The 15,677-nt window shown below is 34.2% G+C and carries 19 protein-coding genes; 8 read left to right on the top strand and 11 right to left on the bottom strand.

Annotated elements, in window-relative coordinates:
• The first annotated feature begins 1,658 nt into the window (after positions 1 to 1,658).
• From J7E66_RS30715 to J7E66_RS30725, 3 genes are read left to right on the top strand one after another with little or no spacing between them, the layout of a single operon-like run.
• Positions 1,659 to 2,693: a FecCD family ABC transporter permease gene (locus J7E66_RS30715; RefSeq protein ID WP_215007658.1), complete on the top strand. Its 1,035-nt coding sequence runs from the start codon at positions 1,659 to 1,661 to the stop codon at positions 2,691 to 2,693.
• The gene (locus J7E66_RS30720; protein WP_215007660.1) at positions 2,694 to 3,710 is read left to right on the top strand and encodes a FecCD family ABC transporter permease; all 1,017 of its coding nucleotides are present in this window, start codon (positions 2,694 to 2,696) and stop codon (positions 3,708 to 3,710) included.
• 26 nt (positions 3,711 to 3,736) lie between these two features.
• Complete coding sequence (locus J7E66_RS30725) at positions 3,737 to 4,651, top strand: ABC transporter substrate-binding protein (protein ID WP_215007662.1); 915 nt, start codon at positions 3,737 to 3,739, stop codon at positions 4,649 to 4,651.
• 295 nt (positions 4,652 to 4,946) lie between these two features.
• On the opposite strand, the gene J7E66_RS30730 is transcribed toward J7E66_RS30725, so the two are convergent.
• The 5 genes from J7E66_RS30730 to J7E66_RS30750 all read right to left on the bottom strand — a co-directional run bounded on the left by J7E66_RS30730 (position 4,947) and on the right by J7E66_RS30750 (position 8,246).
• On the bottom strand, positions 4,947 to 5,297 hold the full coding sequence (locus J7E66_RS30730; protein ID WP_215007664.1) for a hypothetical protein: 351 nt from the start codon (positions 5,295 to 5,297) through the stop codon (positions 4,947 to 4,949).
• Between the two features lie 217 nt (positions 5,298 to 5,514).
• Positions 5,515 to 5,925, bottom strand: a complete 411-nt coding sequence (locus J7E66_RS30735) for a GNAT family N-acetyltransferase (RefSeq protein WP_251033221.1) — start codon at positions 5,923 to 5,925, stop codon at positions 5,515 to 5,517.
• Between the two features lie 107 nt (positions 5,926 to 6,032).
• A complete protein-coding gene (locus tag J7E66_RS30740) occupies positions 6,033 to 7,136 on the bottom strand; it encodes a threonine synthase (protein ID WP_215007667.1) in 1,104 nt (367 codons plus the stop codon).
• A gap of 73 nt (positions 7,137 to 7,209) precedes the next feature.
• Positions 7,210 to 7,584, bottom strand: a complete 375-nt coding sequence (locus J7E66_RS30745; protein WP_215007669.1) for a RidA family protein — start codon at positions 7,582 to 7,584, stop codon at positions 7,210 to 7,212.
• Positions 7,585 to 7,595: 11 nt separating this feature from the next.
• Positions 7,596 to 8,246 (bottom strand): helix-turn-helix transcriptional regulator, encoded by a 651-nt coding sequence (locus J7E66_RS30750; protein WP_215007672.1) that lies wholly within the window; start codon positions 8,244 to 8,246, stop codon positions 7,596 to 7,598.
• Positions 8,247 to 9,274: 1,028 nt separating this feature from the next.
• Between J7E66_RS30750 and J7E66_RS30755 the strand changes: the two genes are divergently transcribed.
• Positions 9,275 to 10,279 carry a DUF3231 family protein gene (locus tag J7E66_RS30755; RefSeq protein WP_215007675.1) on the top strand — a complete coding sequence of 335 codons (1,005 nt, stop codon included), beginning with the start codon at positions 9,275 to 9,277 and terminating at the stop codon, positions 10,277 to 10,279.
• Positions 10,280 to 10,290: 11 nt separating this feature from the next.
• Positions 10,291 to 10,764 (top strand): hypothetical protein, encoded by a 474-nt coding sequence (locus tag J7E66_RS30760; protein ID WP_215007678.1) that lies wholly within the window; start codon positions 10,291 to 10,293, stop codon positions 10,762 to 10,764.
• Between the two features lie 50 nt (positions 10,765 to 10,814).
• On the opposite strand, the gene J7E66_RS30765 is transcribed toward J7E66_RS30760, so the two are convergent.
• Both J7E66_RS30765 and J7E66_RS30770 read right to left on the bottom strand, forming a co-directional pair.
• Positions 10,815 to 11,030 carry a DUF6366 family protein gene (locus J7E66_RS30765; RefSeq protein WP_215007681.1) on the bottom strand — a complete coding sequence of 72 codons (216 nt, stop codon included), beginning with the start codon at positions 11,028 to 11,030 and terminating at the stop codon, positions 10,815 to 10,817.
• A 416-nt stretch (positions 11,031 to 11,446) separates the two neighbouring features.
• On the bottom strand, positions 11,447 to 11,890 hold the full coding sequence (locus J7E66_RS30770; protein ID WP_215007684.1) for an ArsI/CadI family heavy metal resistance metalloenzyme: 444 nt from the start codon (positions 11,888 to 11,890) through the stop codon (positions 11,447 to 11,449).
• A gap of 290 nt (positions 11,891 to 12,180) precedes the next feature.
• On the opposite strand from J7E66_RS30770, the gene J7E66_RS30775 reads away from it, so the two are divergent.
• The 3 genes from J7E66_RS30775 (at position 12,181) to J7E66_RS30785 (ending at position 13,045) form a co-directional block, all read left to right on the top strand.
• Positions 12,181 to 12,504: an ArsR/SmtB family transcription factor gene (locus J7E66_RS30775; protein ID WP_215007710.1), complete on the top strand. Its 324-nt coding sequence runs from the start codon at positions 12,181 to 12,183 to the stop codon at positions 12,502 to 12,504.
• A gap of 74 nt (positions 12,505 to 12,578) precedes the next feature.
• Positions 12,579 to 12,770, top strand: a complete 192-nt coding sequence (locus J7E66_RS30780; RefSeq protein ID WP_215007687.1) for a hypothetical protein — start codon at positions 12,579 to 12,581, stop codon at positions 12,768 to 12,770.
• Positions 12,771 to 12,799: 29 nt separating this feature from the next.
• Positions 12,800 to 13,045 (top strand): hypothetical protein, encoded by a 246-nt coding sequence (locus J7E66_RS30785; RefSeq protein ID WP_215007690.1) that lies wholly within the window; start codon positions 12,800 to 12,802, stop codon positions 13,043 to 13,045.
• Between the two features lie 445 nt (positions 13,046 to 13,490).
• Here J7E66_RS30785 and arsC read toward each other — a convergent pair whose 3' ends face one another.
• The 4 genes from arsC to J7E66_RS30805 form a co-directional block, all read right to left on the bottom strand.
• Positions 13,491 to 13,910 (bottom strand): arsenate reductase (thioredoxin), encoded by a 420-nt coding sequence (gene arsC / locus J7E66_RS30790; RefSeq protein WP_215007693.1) that lies wholly within the window; start codon positions 13,908 to 13,910, stop codon positions 13,491 to 13,493.
• A gap of 13 nt (positions 13,911 to 13,923) precedes the next feature.
• Entirely contained in the window at positions 13,924 to 14,565 is a 642-nt protein-coding gene (locus J7E66_RS30795) for an aquaporin (protein ID WP_215007696.1), read from the bottom strand.
• Between the two features lie 31 nt (positions 14,566 to 14,596).
• Positions 14,597 to 14,929: an ArsR/SmtB family transcription factor gene (locus J7E66_RS30800; RefSeq protein WP_215007700.1), complete on the bottom strand. Its 333-nt coding sequence runs from the start codon at positions 14,927 to 14,929 to the stop codon at positions 14,597 to 14,599.
• A gap of 118 nt (positions 14,930 to 15,047) precedes the next feature.
• Positions 15,048 to 15,548 carry an arsinothricin resistance N-acetyltransferase ArsN1 family A gene (locus J7E66_RS30805; protein ID WP_215007703.1) on the bottom strand — a complete coding sequence of 167 codons (501 nt, stop codon included), beginning with the start codon at positions 15,546 to 15,548 and terminating at the stop codon, positions 15,048 to 15,050.
• Positions 15,549 to 15,677 lie beyond the last annotated feature (129 nt).

The raw sequence follows: 15,677 nt of genomic DNA on the forward strand, positions 1-15,677 counted from the left end.
TAAAAAGGACCATTTAGGTCCTTTTGGCTTCTTCAACTAAAGCACCCGTTACTTTAAGTGCAATTTTTCACATATGTTCGTAGTTTGTATAGCCAAACTTATTATCTTAGGAGGATACATCCCCAAAATTATATTTTTAATTTGTACCGTACAAATAAACCCAAAAGAACAGATACCATCATTCCAATACGCAATTCAATATCATTAATAACATTAAAATAATATCTCAAACAAAAAAATAATAATGAAACAATTCCGAAAGCTATAAAAGAATAAATTTTCAGCATTTCTTACTCCTCCCTTACTGAAATAATATACAACCCCTTGTTTCACTCTTGCACCCTTTAGTTTAAGAACAATATTTCATAATCTCCCTTTCACTATCCCTTTATAGTAGCAAAAACACAAGTCCTATTACTGTTAAAGATATAAGAAACGGGATTGCACAACCAACTCCTAAACAGCTGGAAAGCAAATTATAAATAGACCAGCGAGTTTTTTCTCCCCTGGTCGGATTTTCTTCAAACGCTTTAGGTGTATATGTCCTAATCTTTTTCATCGTTAAAATCATCCCTGTGTATTTATATACATAATAATTTGCTGCTTGTTTTAATTAACCTTCTTCATCTAAACTGACAGTTACTTCAATAAGAAAAGCTGCCGAAAATGACAGCTGATCTTTAACTCTGCACAACTTATCTTTCAGTTTTGCTTCTATATTGTTTTATCAGTTCAGTTACCACAAAAACAAATATAATTGCTCCTAATGTACCGTATACATATCTGTGGTCTGTAAAATTCAATATTGATACAATCAAAGATAAAATTGCTGAAATCATTAACCTTATTTGCCCCATAATATTACCTCTTGTGTTTGTTTCGCTCAAGCACCCTTTAGTTTAATAAGGATAATGAAATAGGATTCTCGAAACAGCCCATAGAAGTAACCCTGCAATAATCACTAGAACTCGAATTACCCAATTCTTCACTTCATAAATCCTCCTGAAAATTGATAAGATATTGCTAAATTAACTTCCAAAAATCACAATTAGCACCAATAAACAAGTAGACCAATTTATTAATTGCATATATTTTCTTTTATTTTTTTCCTCTAATACATCTTTGAATAAATTTAGTTTTAAGATTAATTTATTTATAAATAGGACTATTAACCAACAGGTTAAAAAAATAAGCAAACTTATAACTAGAAATTTAAACCCCTTTTCTATTCCTCCTATGTATTTCAATAAAATTAAAATTATCATGTTTAATTAAAAGCTATGCGAAAGCTTTGTTCTTTAAGAAATTCTCTGATAGTCATTTCTTTTGTACCCCTAATTTTTATAACTTTCAGCTAATTATATCAGCGGAATAAGCATTTGTAACTAGGGGGATTTTTACCTTTTTACATAGAATTTCAAATAATCCTTCTTCAGCTAAACTGCCCCGTTAGCTTAAGTACATTGCTTCACAATATTCAATCTAACTAGTATTGAAGAGGAGGTTATTACAAGTCTCTCTTTTTTTTTGACCAAGTATCGATTCCATTTGGATATAAATCATCCAAAAAATGATTGCCGAATAAGAGGGTTATAAACTATAATACAAATGATAATGATTTTCATTATTAATAAAATCATTAAAAGGCTGCGTTCAAAATGTTACATAACCCTTTTCAAAAATGCGTAAAGAATGGTTCAAACAAATTTCTGTTACTGCTATTATTCATTTTTGTAATTCTTGGAGTATTTGGTTCTATGATATTGGCAATTTCATTTGGGGCCAAAGAGGTTACTTTTACTACAGTATTATCTGCAATTTTTAATTTTAATCCTAAGTTGACTGAACAACAGATTATTCATGAATTGCGGTTTCCACGGGTAATAGGTGCTGCAATCGTCGGGGCAGCTTTTGCAGTTTCGGGGTGTCTAATGCAGGGAGTAACCCGTAATCCATTAGCAGATGCAGGGATTCTTGGTATTAATGCTGGAGCAATGTTTATAGTTACTCTTTGTTTTGCTTTTTTTCCAGGTATTCCGTATTCACTATTAATGTTTTTTTCTTTTATTGGTGCAGTACTTAGTACTCTATTAATTTTTATAATCGGATCTTCTGTCCCAGGTGGGCTAACACCAATACGGTTGACTATCTCAGGTGCAGTTATAGCAGCACTTTTACATTCACTTAGTGCAGGTGTAGCAATTTACTTTGATTTGAACCAAGATTTAGCTTTTTGGTATGCAGGAGGTGTTGCGGGAATTAAGTGGGACCATTTAAAGGTGTTGGTTCCCGTTATTCTCATCACGATTATTTGTGCTATAACCATGGGCCGCTCTGTTTCTCTAATTTCCTTGGGGGATGATATAGCTATAGGTCTTGGGATGAATGTAACTCTAATAAAGGTACTATCTATTATTATAGCTGTTATTTTGGCAGGCGTTTCAGTTTCAGCGGTTGGATCAATAGGATTTATTGGATTAGTCATTCCACATATTTCTCGAAAGTTGGTTGGAGTAGATTATAGACTTATCATTCCAATGTCTGCGTTATTGGGTTCACTCTTACTGATTATAGCTGATTTAGGAGCGAGAACAATCAATCCACCTCGTGAATTGGCGATTGGTATTTTAGTAGCCCTTGTAGGAGTTCCATTTTTTCTTTATATTTCTCGTAAAACTGGGAGGGATTTATAAATGAAATCCCAAGCCAATACAAACAACAAGAGAACCTATACTGTTGCTCTAGTATTAATTTTGATTAGTATTAGTATTGTTTTAATTAGTTTGAATACAGGATCTTTGCAAATTGCTCCATTAAAAGTAATCCTGACTCTTTTTGGATACGGTGATTATAAAAGCTCTTTAGTGTTGTTCGATTATCGTATGCCCCGAATCCTGATAACCATGTTGGGCGGGATTGGCTTAGGAATTTCTGGTGCGATTTTACAAGGACTGTCCCGTAACCCTTTGGCAGACCCAGGAATTTTGGGGCTGCATTCAGGTGCCTCCTTTGGTCTGATTCTTTTTGTTACATATTTTCATTCATTAAATCATCATGCTGCCATTCTTATCCCATTATTTACTTTTTTAGGGGGATTATTAACGGCATTTATTATTATTTTACTTGCTTATGACCGTATCAAAGGTTTGCTGCCTATCCGACTAATTCTTACAGGAATTGCGGTCTCTGCGGGCTTTAGTGCAGTAACACTTTTCCTATCCCTTCGTCTTGATGAAGAGACTTACACATTTGCTTCAAGATGGCTGGTAGGAAATGTTTGGGGAAGGGACTGGATCCATGTGATGGCCCTTTTTCCCTGGATTCTTATCTTAGCACCATTTGCATGGTCTCAATCTAAATCATTAAATGTCTTATCTTTAGGGGATGAAGTGGCAGCTGGGCTTGGCATCTCGGTTCAAGGGCAACGCTTGCTTTTGCTGGCAACTGCTGTCGGTTTATCCTGTGCGAGTGTAGCAATGGTAGGCGGCATTGGTTTTATTGGTCTAGTTTCACCCCATCTTGCACGCCGTCTTGTTGGCCCGATGTATCAAAATTATCTTCCTGTCTCAGGACTCATCGGGATGGTCATTTTAGTACTTGCAGATACGGTGGGACGTTCTATCTTTCAACCCAATGCGATTCCAGCAGGTGTAATTGTTGCAGCAATAGGAGCCCCTTATTTTCTATATTTATTAATAAAGTCAAAATAATAAAACATCAACAAGGAGAGAAAATCATGAAAAAGAAACTCACCATATTATTCAGCACAATGTTGTTACTTTTATTATCAGCTTGTGGTCAAACCGCTTCTAATGAAGCTAAATCATCTAATGAACAAAAAGCAGAAAATAAAGAAACTAGAATTGCTTCCCTCTCTATTCATTTAACGAACGATTTACTTGCATTAGGAATTAAGCCCATTGGTTCTGTCGTTGGCGGAGAATTAAAAGATTTTCTTCCCCATGTAAAGGATCAGTTGAAAGATACGAAACAGCTTGGACCTGCTAAAGATCCAGATATGGAAGCATTACTCGAATTGTCCCCTTCGGTAATCTATCTTGATAAAGAATTTGGAGGTCAAGATGTATCCAAATATGAAAAAATTGCATCCACTGAAGTATTTAATCTTGATGAAGGGACCTGGAGAGATCATTTAAGGTCGATTGGAAAACTAGTTAACCGAGAGCAGCAAGCTGAAAAATTCATTGCAGATTATGAAAAACAAACAAAAGAAGTACGCAATTTAATTAATAATAAACTTGGCGAAGATAGTAAAGTAATGGCCATTCGTGTTACCGCAAAAGAGTTACGAGTATTTAGTACTAAACGTCCAATGGGTCCAATTTTATTTGAAGATTTAGGTTTAAAACCTGCTAACGGTATTGAGGAACTTGAATCAAATCAGCCTTACGAAGTGATTTCCCAAGAAGTTCTTCCAGACTTTGATGCTGATGCTATATTTGTTGTTGTTAATAGTGATGATGATGCTCAAACAGCTTTTAAACAGTTACAAGAATCACCTATTTGGAAAGGGTTAAAAGCCGTAAAGGGTAACCATGTTTACGTAATTCCAGATCAACCTTGGCTTGACTATTCAGCATTAGGAAATAAACTGGCAATGGATGATGCAAAAGAAATATTCTCGAAATAAATATTATAAATATGATTTTTTTAATATCGAATCGACATGTTTGGTGGCATTTTTTAATATTTAATGGTAAAGCCTGTGGAAGAATATCCATAGGCTTCTTAAATTAAGAGGCTGTATAGTTTTATCCTTTCACTAACCTGACTGATTTCCCCTGTGGAGGTCAGTTTATTTCAATAACTTTGTGAAGAATTGAACCTAAACTAAACTGCCCGTTAATTCAATAAGAAAAAGCCCCAAAAAAGGCAGCTCCATTGGATCTTCAACTCAAGCATCCGTTAGCTGAATAAGAAGAGATTCAATTATTTTTCAAAATGTTATACAGTTGTGCTGATTTGGATGGAACAAATATGATTGGATATTTTTCTCCTAACTGTTTCTTCACCTCTTGGAATAGTTGCAACCCTTTTCCATTGTGATTTTCCTCTAGTTTTAATCCATTTTCCTTTAATGAATCAGTTTCTAAATCAATCCATTCACCATATTCCGATACCCATTCCATTAGCTCTTCCTGTAATTTATCTGGTATGGGGAATTCCTCTATATCAAGATTTTCACCACAATCGTTACACCAAATTGGATCCGCAACAAAATCAGCTTCGAATTTATATGAAGTATGTTTGCAGTTTCTTTTTAGTTTCCAAAACATTATTTGCTCTCCATTTCAAATTTATAAGTAAAAATTGCATTTACACCTATATCACAATTATACCCCAACAACTGATGTTCCGTCTGCATTATCACACTAACCTGCTTCGCTAGTGGAAAAACTAAAAAGGCTCTACTCCTCTTGAAGTAAAGCACCCGTTAGCTTAAGTACATTTTTTCACATACTTCAAAAAAGGTAGTTTGCATAATCATTGTAACTACAAATTTTTCTCCATTATAACGTAGGATTTCCCTTCTTTTATAAAACTAGAGTTGGTCTCTTGTAAACCAAACTTTTTATAAAAATCCAACTTATTCTTTCTGGCATTACACCAAATTCTTTTCACATCGTGAATCTTTGCTTCCTTCAATACAGCTTCTAACAATTCACTTCCGTATCCTTTTCCTTGCTCTTGTTGAAGAGTTGCAAATTTTCTAAACTGGGCTTCTTCATTGTCTATAAATAGTGAAATGACAGAAACCAGTGTGCTTTCTTTAAAAAGACCAAAATGAATACCTAAATCATCATCTTCTAATTTTATATATTCAAAGGGCTTATCGGACAACATGACTTCATGCCTTAATCCCCACACTTGTTCCTTATCTACTTTTCTAATCGTGGTTTCCATAGTCCTCTCCCTTGTTTTCTATAAACCAATATAATCATAAATATTTTTCGCTAACAATAAACAAGTTACTGTAATAAAAAGGGCACGAACATACCTTATTTCCACAGTTATTTTGATTTAATTCCTGCACCACAAAGTGGTATTATAATTTTTTCATCAGGTGACTTCTTATATTTTAGATAACCTGCATAGTTTGCAGCTGTTGTGATTTCAACATAGAAGCCTTTATCAGCAAGCATTGCCCGTGCACTCAAAATTTCATCCTCTTTAATGTCAATAAATAAACCATTTGTTTCACGTACAGCTTTTAAAATTTGTCTTGATCGTGCTGGGGCTGCAATGGCAATACCTTCTGCTAAAGTACCTTCATTGGTAACAGGTTCTGCTATTTCTAGCCCATTTTCATATGCATTCATAAGAGGTACACAGTTTGATGCTTGGATTGCAACAATCTTCGGCATTTTTTCTATTAATTTGTTTTCAAATAACTCTTTAAAACCATAGTACGCACCAAGTACAAGTGTACCATTACCAACTGGGATGATTAATGCATCTGGCACTCCTTTTAATTGCTCGTAAATTTCATATGCGTACGTTTTAGTTCCTTCATAAAAATAAGGATTATACACATGACTTGCGTAAAAAACTTTTTCTTTGTCTACTGCTTTTTGTGCCGCAGCTGCAATGTCCTCTCGTGTACCATGAATTTCCTTAATCGTTGCTCCATGGGCTTTTATTTGAGCGATCTTTTTCAGTGAAGTTTCATCGCTTAGATAAATATCACAGGCAATATTACAACGTGCTGCATAAGCTGCAATCGCCGTTCCTGCATTACCACTACTATCGGCAATCACCTTTGATACCCCTAATTCTTTTGCCTTCGTCATTAAAACAACGGCTCCTCGATCTTTAAAAGATAATGTAGGCATCATATAATCAACTTTTACATACGTATTTGGCTCCATAGGATCTAGAACGATTAAAGGGGATTGACCTTCACCCATTGTCACGGATTCCCATGTCTTAGAATCTTTTGCAAATGGCATGGTTTCAAAATAACGCCATAATGTGTTTGGATAGTTATTCCATGCTGCAACATCAATTTTTGGTGCATCTTTTACTATGTTTAATACTCCGCCACATTCACATTTCCATATAGTAGGTGTAATATCATGCTTTTTGCCACAACTGTTACAAATAAATTGTTCCATCCTTTATCATTCCTTTCGGATAATTTTTTATATAAATTAGACTTTTTTATACAAAATAAGCAAAAAAATATAACTAAATATATGCAATGGCATCAATTTCAATTTTGAATCCAAAATGTAATTCATTAGTTGGTACAACGGTACGTGCTGGTTTATGTTCACCGAAAAATTCCTTATAAATAGCATCTACTTTATCCCATAACTTCACATCTGGAATATATAATGTTATACGCAAAATCTGCTCTTTTTTACTTCCAGCTGCTTCTACAATCATTTCCACATTCTTAAGTGCTTGTAATGTTTCTTCTTCGATGGTGCCAAATTTTTTTTCACGGGTTTCTGGATTAATGGCAAATTGCCCTGATACATAGACAGTGTTCTGATGAACTGTTGCTAATGCATAGTGTCCATTTGATTTTAAATTTCCTACTTCAAAGATGCTCTTCATTTGATTCTCCCTTAACTTGATTTATTTTTGATTTCATCCAAATAACTATAAACTGTTACTTTGGAAATGCCCAATAAAGATGCGACTTTCTCAATAGATCCTTTCATTAAAAAAATGCCTTTTTCGTCCATAAATCTTATTAATTCAATCTTTTCATGGCGTTTCATGACTGGAGTTACACTGTTTTGAATAATTTGTTGAATTAATTGATCTACTATTCCTTCAACATTTTCAATATCGTCATCTGATTTTGTTTCTTTCTCTTGAACTTCAACTTGTGTTGAAAGTAAGGGACTCATAAATTGTTGCATTTGATTCAGTGGTTCAACATCAAAATTTATGCAGAAAGCACCAATCACTTTTTGCTTGGAATCACGTATTAATGAAGTCGAAGAACGAATCGTACGCTTATCTTCTGTTGTAAATGTATAACCTGCAAGATAATCTTCTTTAAAGTCTTCTGATCGTAATACGGTCTTCACTAGGTGATCAAATGATTGACCGATTTCTCTTCCTGTAACATGGTTATTTACTGTAAACATTACGGAGCTTTGAGGGTTCGTCAAATCATGAATAACGACTTCACAGTTCGGTCCAAACATTTTTGCAGTAGATTTTGCTATAGGGATAAAACTCTCTAAAACTTTCTTATTTTCTTCCATTTCTAACTACCTCATTTTTTAAAGTCCATCTAATTATATATTTTTTTATATAAAAAAGGCAATATGTAGATTTTTTTATATAATTTTTAAAAAATCATTTTAAGGATTGGCAAATCTCCTAGAATATGCCCTTCATAGGTTAGTTGATTAGATAGGCTTTCTTTAACTGCACTGTTACTTGAATAACGATAATAAAAAAAGACTGCCTAAGTAGAAGTCCAATTGTTGTTTACACTAAAGCACCCGTGTTTAATAAGAAAATCGAAAAACTAATACTACTTTTCATTCGATTTTCTCGAATTCAATAATATTCTCAGAATGCTAAAAATAAGCAAAACAAGTGGTATTGCCTGAACAAATAAAAAACCTATCAAAAAGTCATACATACCACTGTCAGGAGCATCTGTTGCAAAGACACCTATAATAAAGGAAAATGGAATGATAATTAGATTCACACCTGAACAAATTAGAAAAAATGACTTCTTTGAGTCTCCCATTATTATTAAAAATACACCACATATTACCACTGCAATTAAAATAAATACATACCAATAAGTGTACAAAAAATACATCAACATCGCCTCTTAGTATTTTAATAAATGATAAATTAACATAAACCTTTAGATTCATTTTACTATAAAATGCTGTTTTTATTTGAATTCTTATTGAACTATACTGCTTCTTTAGTTGAAGAAGCAATGAAAAAAAGAGCTGCCGCAGCAACTCATTATGATCTTCAACTCAAGCACCCGTTACTTGAACAAGCAGATACGCTTTTATTCCATAATAAGGGCGTACTGTTCATTATATCGTATATAAAAAATGTTTATTCGGAATATGACTTTTTCTTTGATTTAAGGTTAGGAATTTAATTTTTATTTTTCTATGAAATCTTAACCTTGTAATAAAAGTGTTCAAGACTTTTTTCTCTCATCATATTTGAATTCATAATACGGATAAATATTTTATTACAGTATCAGGAAACATAACATGAGGATTGCATTTCAAATTAATGGAGGAAGCCTCTTATGCAAAGTGAAAATAACATTAAACTAACGTCTGCTGAAATTTCACAGCTATGGTCTGCCTACATGAATGATAGCCTGTCAATTTGTGTACTTACATACTTTTTGGAAAAAGCAGAGGATCCTGAGATTCGTCCTGTAATAGAATTTGCACTTGAGTTAGCACACGCACACGTAAAAAAACTTATATTAATCTTTAACAGTGAGAAATTTCCCATTCCATACGGATTTAAAGAAGAAGATGTCGATATTACAGCTCCACGATTATTTTCGGATCCTTACTTTCTTTATTATCTTCAACAATGGAGTTCAATAGGGTTAGAAGCTTATGGCATCTCGTTGTCTTTAGCAACACGTTCTGATGTATTTCAATATTTTTCAGAATGTATTGATGATTCGAAGAATCTTCTCAAAAAAACAGGAAATGTTTTACTATCTAAAGGTCTCTATATACGAGCACCATATGTTACGATTCCTGAAAAGGTTGATTTTATTCGAAAACAGAGCTTCTTAACTGGTTGGTTTGGAGAAAGAAGATCACTTACTACGTTAGAAATAACGAATCTGTATGCTAATCTTCAAAGAAATGTGTTAGCTATGACAACGTTCACCGGTTTCAGTCAAGTGGCAAAGTCAAAAGAAGTGGGGCGTATTATGGCAAGAGGAAAAGAAATCGCTTCAAAGCATATTGATATTTATAGTTCCGTTTTAAATGAAAATGATCTTCCTGCTTCTGTGTCCTGGGATAACCAAGTATTAAACTCAACGGTTTCCCCTTTTTCCGATAAACTAATGATGTTTCATGTAAATGCACTAGCCGTGGGCGCCATTGGATATTACGGAACAAGCTTGGCAACAAGTTCTAGACGTGATTTATCTACAAATTACCTCCGAATCTTAGGGGAAGTTCTAAAATATACAGAAGACGCTGCAAACATAATGATCGATTATGGTTGGATGGAACAACCACCAAAATTAGTGGATCATGATAAATTAGCTAATACTTAGAGGGAAATAAAATGAAGAAAACAAATCAACTTGAAAGCGTCCTTTGGAGTATTGCATTACCAGGATTTTCTCAAATCTTAAACGCAAAGTTTCTTAAAGGATTACTTTTCATTTCTTTAGAATTATTAATTAACATTCAATCAAATTTTAACGAAGTAATCATGTTAAGCTTTCATGGTCATATCCAATCAGCCATTGATAGAACGAATTATCAATGGCTGATGTTTTACCCTTGTTTATATATGTTTGCCATGTGGGATGCTTATAAAGATGCTGGCGGTGGAAAAGAATCTCTTTCATTTTTGCCGTTTGTGTTTTCTGCTTATTTTATAACAGTTGGTCTAATCTATTCCCCGACATTGAAGATAATGGGAATACTCTTCGGACCGGTTTGGTTGCCAATATTATTTTTAATTATTGGGTATTGCATTGGCACACTTTTTAAAACCATCCTTCAAAAAACCATCGGATTCAATAAAATCTGATGGTTTTTTAATGTAATGTTCCTTTGGTTGATCTTCTACTAACGCACCCGTTACTTTAAGAAGATTGAAGCAATTATAACTCCAATTATAAGTACAAGAATAAGGATACCCGTACCTTTCCAACCTAAACTGCCTACTAAATCAACAAGACTGCCAATGTTTGCTCTGTTAAAGGCATCGTTCAGATTGCCCGTTGGATTGCCTTTTAATTCTTGTTGTCTTAATCTCTCTCTTTTTCGTTCAGGAGTTTCTTTGTTTTCTTGCACTTAACCCCCCCCTATAAATTAAACAACTATCCTTATAGATTTTACCACAAATAACCATTATCCTTGTTGAACTATCCTGCTTCGTTAGTTGAAGAAGAGAGATGTACTAAAGGCTATTTAACATACTGCAAATAATTGTTACTATAACAAATTGAAGTACATATACACCTTAATGGTTTCATACAAGCCCAAAACAAGAAAAATAAAAAACAACAAATAACTAATTAGTTTTAATATAGTTATTAACCCCATTGTGGTTTCTCCTTAATCCGACAATAACTTTAAAATAATTATAAATTATTATTGGGAAATTCGTATATTTTTCTTCAACTAACATGCCCGTTAGTGAAAAAGCGACTGTTCTTATTGAACAATCGCACCCGTTAATATTAGAAAAGGTTTTCAAAATTTTAAAGTTATGAAAAGCAGGAAGAAGTATTAGTTTCTACCTTAGTTGGCTGAGTGGCACAACATGATGCCTCTCTAGTCATTAATTCAACATCAGCTTTTGTATAGAAAAATTCCCACTCGTTTCCGTCGGGATCTGTCACCCAAAATTTATCTTGGGTAGCATAGCAGCAATTAACATCCATCTCCTCACGAGCAAAGAACCCTAATTTCTCTAGTCGGTCTTTATGTTGGAAAACTTCATCCCGATCTTCAACCTGAAAACCAAAATGGCCTACTTGGTTTCCAGACACTTCATCCTTTAAATTTAGCGTAAAATTCAAAGCTGGCTCATTTAATAAAAACTTCGCATACCCAGGTTTTTTTTTAACTGGCTCCGCATTAAACACTTTTGTATAAAACTCAATTGACTTTTCCAAGTCCGTTACATTCACTCCAACATGCATTTTCATTAATAACAGCTCCTTCATATATTATTAGTATTATAAATCAAATATTTTTGATTTAAACACCATAAATCAACTTTTTTTGATTTATGAATACACTATATTAGCAATTTTTTCTAATTACAACCCTTTTATCAAAATAAATTGATTTTTTAATTGTATCATTTTTAATGCTTCTTAAATATAATATGATGTAAGTTAAATCAATTATTCTTGATTTAGTTAGTTGACACAAGAAAATATTGGATATAATATGGATGTATCAAGATTATTTGATTTATAAAGTAGGTGAAAAAATGAAGGAAGAATTGCAATTAAAAGATACATCCTTAGATTCAATATTTGAACAATATGAGTTAAGATTTAAAGCAATTGCGGATAAAAAGAGACTTCAGATCATGAATATTTTAACTCAAAAAGGTGCTATGTGTGTTTGTGATTTAGCTCCCATGATGGATATGGCCCAGTCAAAATTGTCCTATCATTTAAAGATTTTATTAGATGCCAATATTATAACAAAAGAAACAAGAGGAACCTGGAGTTATTACGAGCTAAATCAAGAAGAACTCAACCATTTGTTATCCCATGAACTTTGTTGCTTATTTAAGCCGACTTGTTGATAAATTTTTTAAAGTATTTATCAATTTTTTTTGATTAATATATCAATATAATTTGATTAATGGGGGGATTCATTATGTTTAATGAATATGAAGTATTTCAAATGATGAAATTACGTCAGGAGGAAATAGAGAGAAAAGCCCAAAATGCTTGGAAGTTGGAGGATTTGCAGAGGGACACTATTATTCAAAAAATAGTTAAGAAATTAAAATTAAGAAATAAATCCATTAACGTAAAAACTAATTGCGAATGTGCGTGCAGTTGTTAAGCATTCACCCCAATGAGGAGATGAGCATTTTGACTGTTAACCATGCCAGTACTTTGAAAAAAGAGTATTTTCTCTCCTATATAAATTTGGTCTTGATTTCTCGAAATTGCTCCCTTAAAGAGGCTAAAGAAATAACCATGGATTTGTTTTTCCGCAATGATCCAATACGTTACGGTAATCAGACTTACGAACGATTTTTGGATGCCTATTATCAATTGGAGAGTAGTATTGGAGGGGGAAGATTAATGAATGAAAAAGGAATTTGCTGTGCTTAATTTTTTCCACGTTAACGAAGAAAAAGACCAGTCAAGGTCTTTTTCTAACAACATCTTCCTGTATTACCTAACATCGATATCCCTTTTCCATTTCCACTTCTATCAAGAATGAGATCTTCCGTGTTTGGTTCAATAATGGGGTCAATCGCTACCTTTATATCATTTATGGTGAAGATAATATCGTCTGCTTCTGGCTCATCCAGAGCCAGTCCAATCCTTGGTTGTCCTCAGCCAAAGCCATCAAAAAAGATACGAATGTTCTTGGCATTCTCTTCTTTGAACATTTGCTTAAATTCATCACGAGCTTCGTCAGTGATAATCATGTCCATTTCCTCCTGTTGTTGTTTTACCTATATATTTTAAGCACTGTGATGTATTAAAGTAATAAAAGTGCTTTGAAAATATTGCCAGGAGAGTTGAAATTATCCTGGCTATTCATTCAATCTTACTCGCCATTTTCAGCAAAACGCTTAATGCGGTCTCCGATTTCGTCACGGACACGTTGGAAGAATTCCCATTTTTCTTCTTCTGTTCCTTCTGCTTTTGCAGGGTCATCAAAGCCCCAGTGAACTCGTTTTACATGTGGAGGAGTTACAGGGCAGTGATCTGCTGCATGACCACATAAAGTAACAACTAAATCTGCGTTATTTAGGATTTCAGGATCGATAACATCAGATGTTTGATTTGAAATATCAATACCAGCTTCCTTCATCGCTTTTACTGCATTTGGATTTAATCCGTGTGCTTCAAGACCAGCACTTTTCACTGCCCACTCATCACCTAAATGCTTTTTAGCCCAACCTTCTGCCATTTGGCTTCGGCAAGAGTTACCTGTACATAAGAAATAGATTGTTTTTTTTGACATGATGTATACTCCTTTATTTTTCGTGTAGTATTTTATAAATAATTGCCGCACAACCTGCTCCTAAAATCGTTGCGACAATGTACACCCATAAATGTTGAGTTGATCCTGATACGAGTGCTGGACCATTGGATCTTGCTGGATTCATAGAGGCACCACAGATTGGGCCTGCAAACATTGCCTCTAACCCAACTGTTGCACCAATCGCAATTCCTGCGAATGATTTTACTGCTTTACCATGGACTGCAGAACCGAATATAACCATCATCAAGAAAAATGTAAGTATAAATTCCAAAACAAAGGATTGTCCCCATGAACCTCTTGGCAAGGTGGTTCCTAATGAAGCAATGTTCCCAAATAAACACAACAATGTTGCACTAGCTGCAATTCCTGCAATGATTTGAATAATAATATAATAAAGTGCTTCTCTCTTCTTAATATCTCCATGAATTAAAAATCCAATGGTTACAGCTGGATTGAAGTGTGCACCTGAGAGGTGACCAAAAGTGAAAATTAATGCCATAACAACTAGCCCAAAGGTGAGGGCTATTCCTACATGAGTTAAACTTTTAGAAATTGAATCTATTACTACTGCACCCGTTCCAGCAAAAATAAGAAAGTAGGTTCCTAAAAACTCACTGATTAACTTTTTTTTCATTCAGTTCTAATCCCCTTAATGACAAATTAACCTAACAACCACAACGAAGCGTAGGATTGCTTTTTTCGATTTGTTTGATTTTCTCACTTTGTTCGGGCACATGCTTTAAAATATCATCTATTAGGTCATATAACTCACTTTGGTGATTCAAGGAATAATAAACCCACTGACCTCTCCGTTCTTCTTTAATGAGTCCTGCATCTTTTAACTTTCTTAGGTGTTGACTGATTGATGGCTGGCTCATGTCAAATACTTCTTGAAATTCACATACGCAGCACTCCCGATGCTTCAGAATGGAAACCATGGTTAAACGTGTTTTATCCCCCAAAAGCTTTAAGCATAGGGTAGTGCGTTCCAATTCCATTCGGGTAACCCCCTTGTATCGACATATAATTATTTACTTATATAAAATAAACCAAAATCATGCCATCTTCAAGCTTTACGATGTAAAGTGTTTGTAAATAAAAAGGATAACCCGCAGGTTATCCCAATAGTTTTTCCATTGCCATGACATCCACAAATTCGCCGTCTAGCTTCCCTTGGTTTTGAAATACCCCTACTTCGCGGTATCCCATTTTCCGGTATAGTCCTTGCCCTAAACGATTAAAGGGGAAGGTAAAGAGGACAATTTTATGGAAGCCGTTGGCTGCTGCAATGGATTCAATTTCAGCGAGGAGCTGCTTTCCCAAACCTTTCCCCCTATGATCCCTTGATATGTAAATAGATAGATCCGCGACCCCGTCATACGCAGCGCGGTTACTGTATGGATTTAAAGATGCCCATCCTGCCACGCTCCCGTCCTGTTCCGCCACCACAACCTTAAATCGCCCCTGATGCCTTTCAAACCATTCTTTAATGTATACGTAATCCTTTGTTCCTTCCTCAAGTGTAGCAATTCTATCTTCAATCCCCTGATTGTAGATTTCTAGAATAGAAATGATATCGGATTCCAATGCCTTCCTAATAATGTTGCCAGATTTCATATTAAAACCTCCCCATACAAAATCGAATATCCTAAAACATTCTCTAGAATATCTCAGAATCCTTGTTAAGCTATCCTGCCAGTTAGTTGAAGAAGAAAATAAAATCCTTATTTTATAAATAAAAAAGAG

It is taken from the genome of Bacillus sp. ISL-7 (assembly GCF_018613065.1).

What these genes read in the sequence shown, in the direction of transcription:
- J7E66_RS30800 (WP_215007700.1), bottom strand. Translation starts at nt 14,929, where the DNA reads ATGGAATTGGAACGCACTACCCTATGCTTAAAGCTTTTGGGGGATAAA.
- arsC (WP_215007693.1), bottom strand. Translation starts at nt 13,910, where the DNA reads ATGTCAAAAAAAACAATCTATTTCTTATGTACAGGTAACTCTTGCCGA.
- J7E66_RS30780 (WP_215007687.1), top strand. Translation starts at nt 12,579, where the DNA reads ATGTTTAATGAATATGAAGTATTTCAAATGATGAAATTACGTCAGGAG.
- J7E66_RS30770 (WP_215007684.1), bottom strand. Translation starts at nt 11,890, where the DNA reads ATGAAAATGCATGTTGGAGTGAATGTAACGGACTTGGAAAAGTCAATT.
- J7E66_RS30725 (WP_215007662.1), top strand. Translation starts at nt 3,737, where the DNA reads ATGAAAAAGAAACTCACCATATTATTCAGCACAATGTTGTTACTTTTA.
- J7E66_RS30750 (WP_215007672.1), bottom strand. Translation starts at nt 8,246, where the DNA reads ATGGAAGAAAATAAGAAAGTTTTAGAGAGTTTTATCCCTATAGCAAAA.
- J7E66_RS30720 (WP_215007660.1), top strand. Translation starts at nt 2,694, where the DNA reads ATGAAATCCCAAGCCAATACAAACAACAAGAGAACCTATACTGTTGCT.
- J7E66_RS30755 (WP_215007675.1), top strand. Translation starts at nt 9,275, where the DNA reads ATGCAAAGTGAAAATAACATTAAACTAACGTCTGCTGAAATTTCACAG.
- J7E66_RS30745 (WP_215007669.1), bottom strand. Translation starts at nt 7,584, where the DNA reads ATGAAGAGCATCTTTGAAGTAGGAAATTTAAAATCAAATGGACACTAT.
- J7E66_RS30760 (WP_215007678.1), top strand. Translation starts at nt 10,291, where the DNA reads ATGAAGAAAACAAATCAACTTGAAAGCGTCCTTTGGAGTATTGCATTA.
- J7E66_RS30795 (WP_215007696.1), bottom strand. Translation starts at nt 14,565, where the DNA reads ATGAAAAAAAAGTTAATCAGTGAGTTTTTAGGAACCTACTTTCTTATT.
- J7E66_RS30735 (WP_251033221.1), bottom strand. Translation starts at nt 5,925, where the DNA reads ATGGAAACCACGATTAGAAAAGTAGATAAGGAACAAGTGTGGGGATTA.
- J7E66_RS30805 (WP_215007703.1), bottom strand. Translation starts at nt 15,548, where the DNA reads ATGAAATCTGGCAACATTATTAGGAAGGCATTGGAATCCGATATCATT.
- J7E66_RS30730 (WP_215007664.1), bottom strand. Translation starts at nt 5,297, where the DNA reads ATGTTTTGGAAACTAAAAAGAAACTGCAAACATACTTCATATAAATTC.
- J7E66_RS30775 (WP_215007710.1), top strand. Translation starts at nt 12,181, where the DNA reads ATGAAGGAAGAATTGCAATTAAAAGATACATCCTTAGATTCAATATTT.
- J7E66_RS30715 (WP_215007658.1), top strand. Translation starts at nt 1,659, where the DNA reads ATGTTACATAACCCTTTTCAAAAATGCGTAAAGAATGGTTCAAACAAA.
- J7E66_RS30740 (WP_215007667.1), bottom strand. Translation starts at nt 7,136, where the DNA reads ATGGAACAATTTATTTGTAACAGTTGTGGCAAAAAGCATGATATTACA.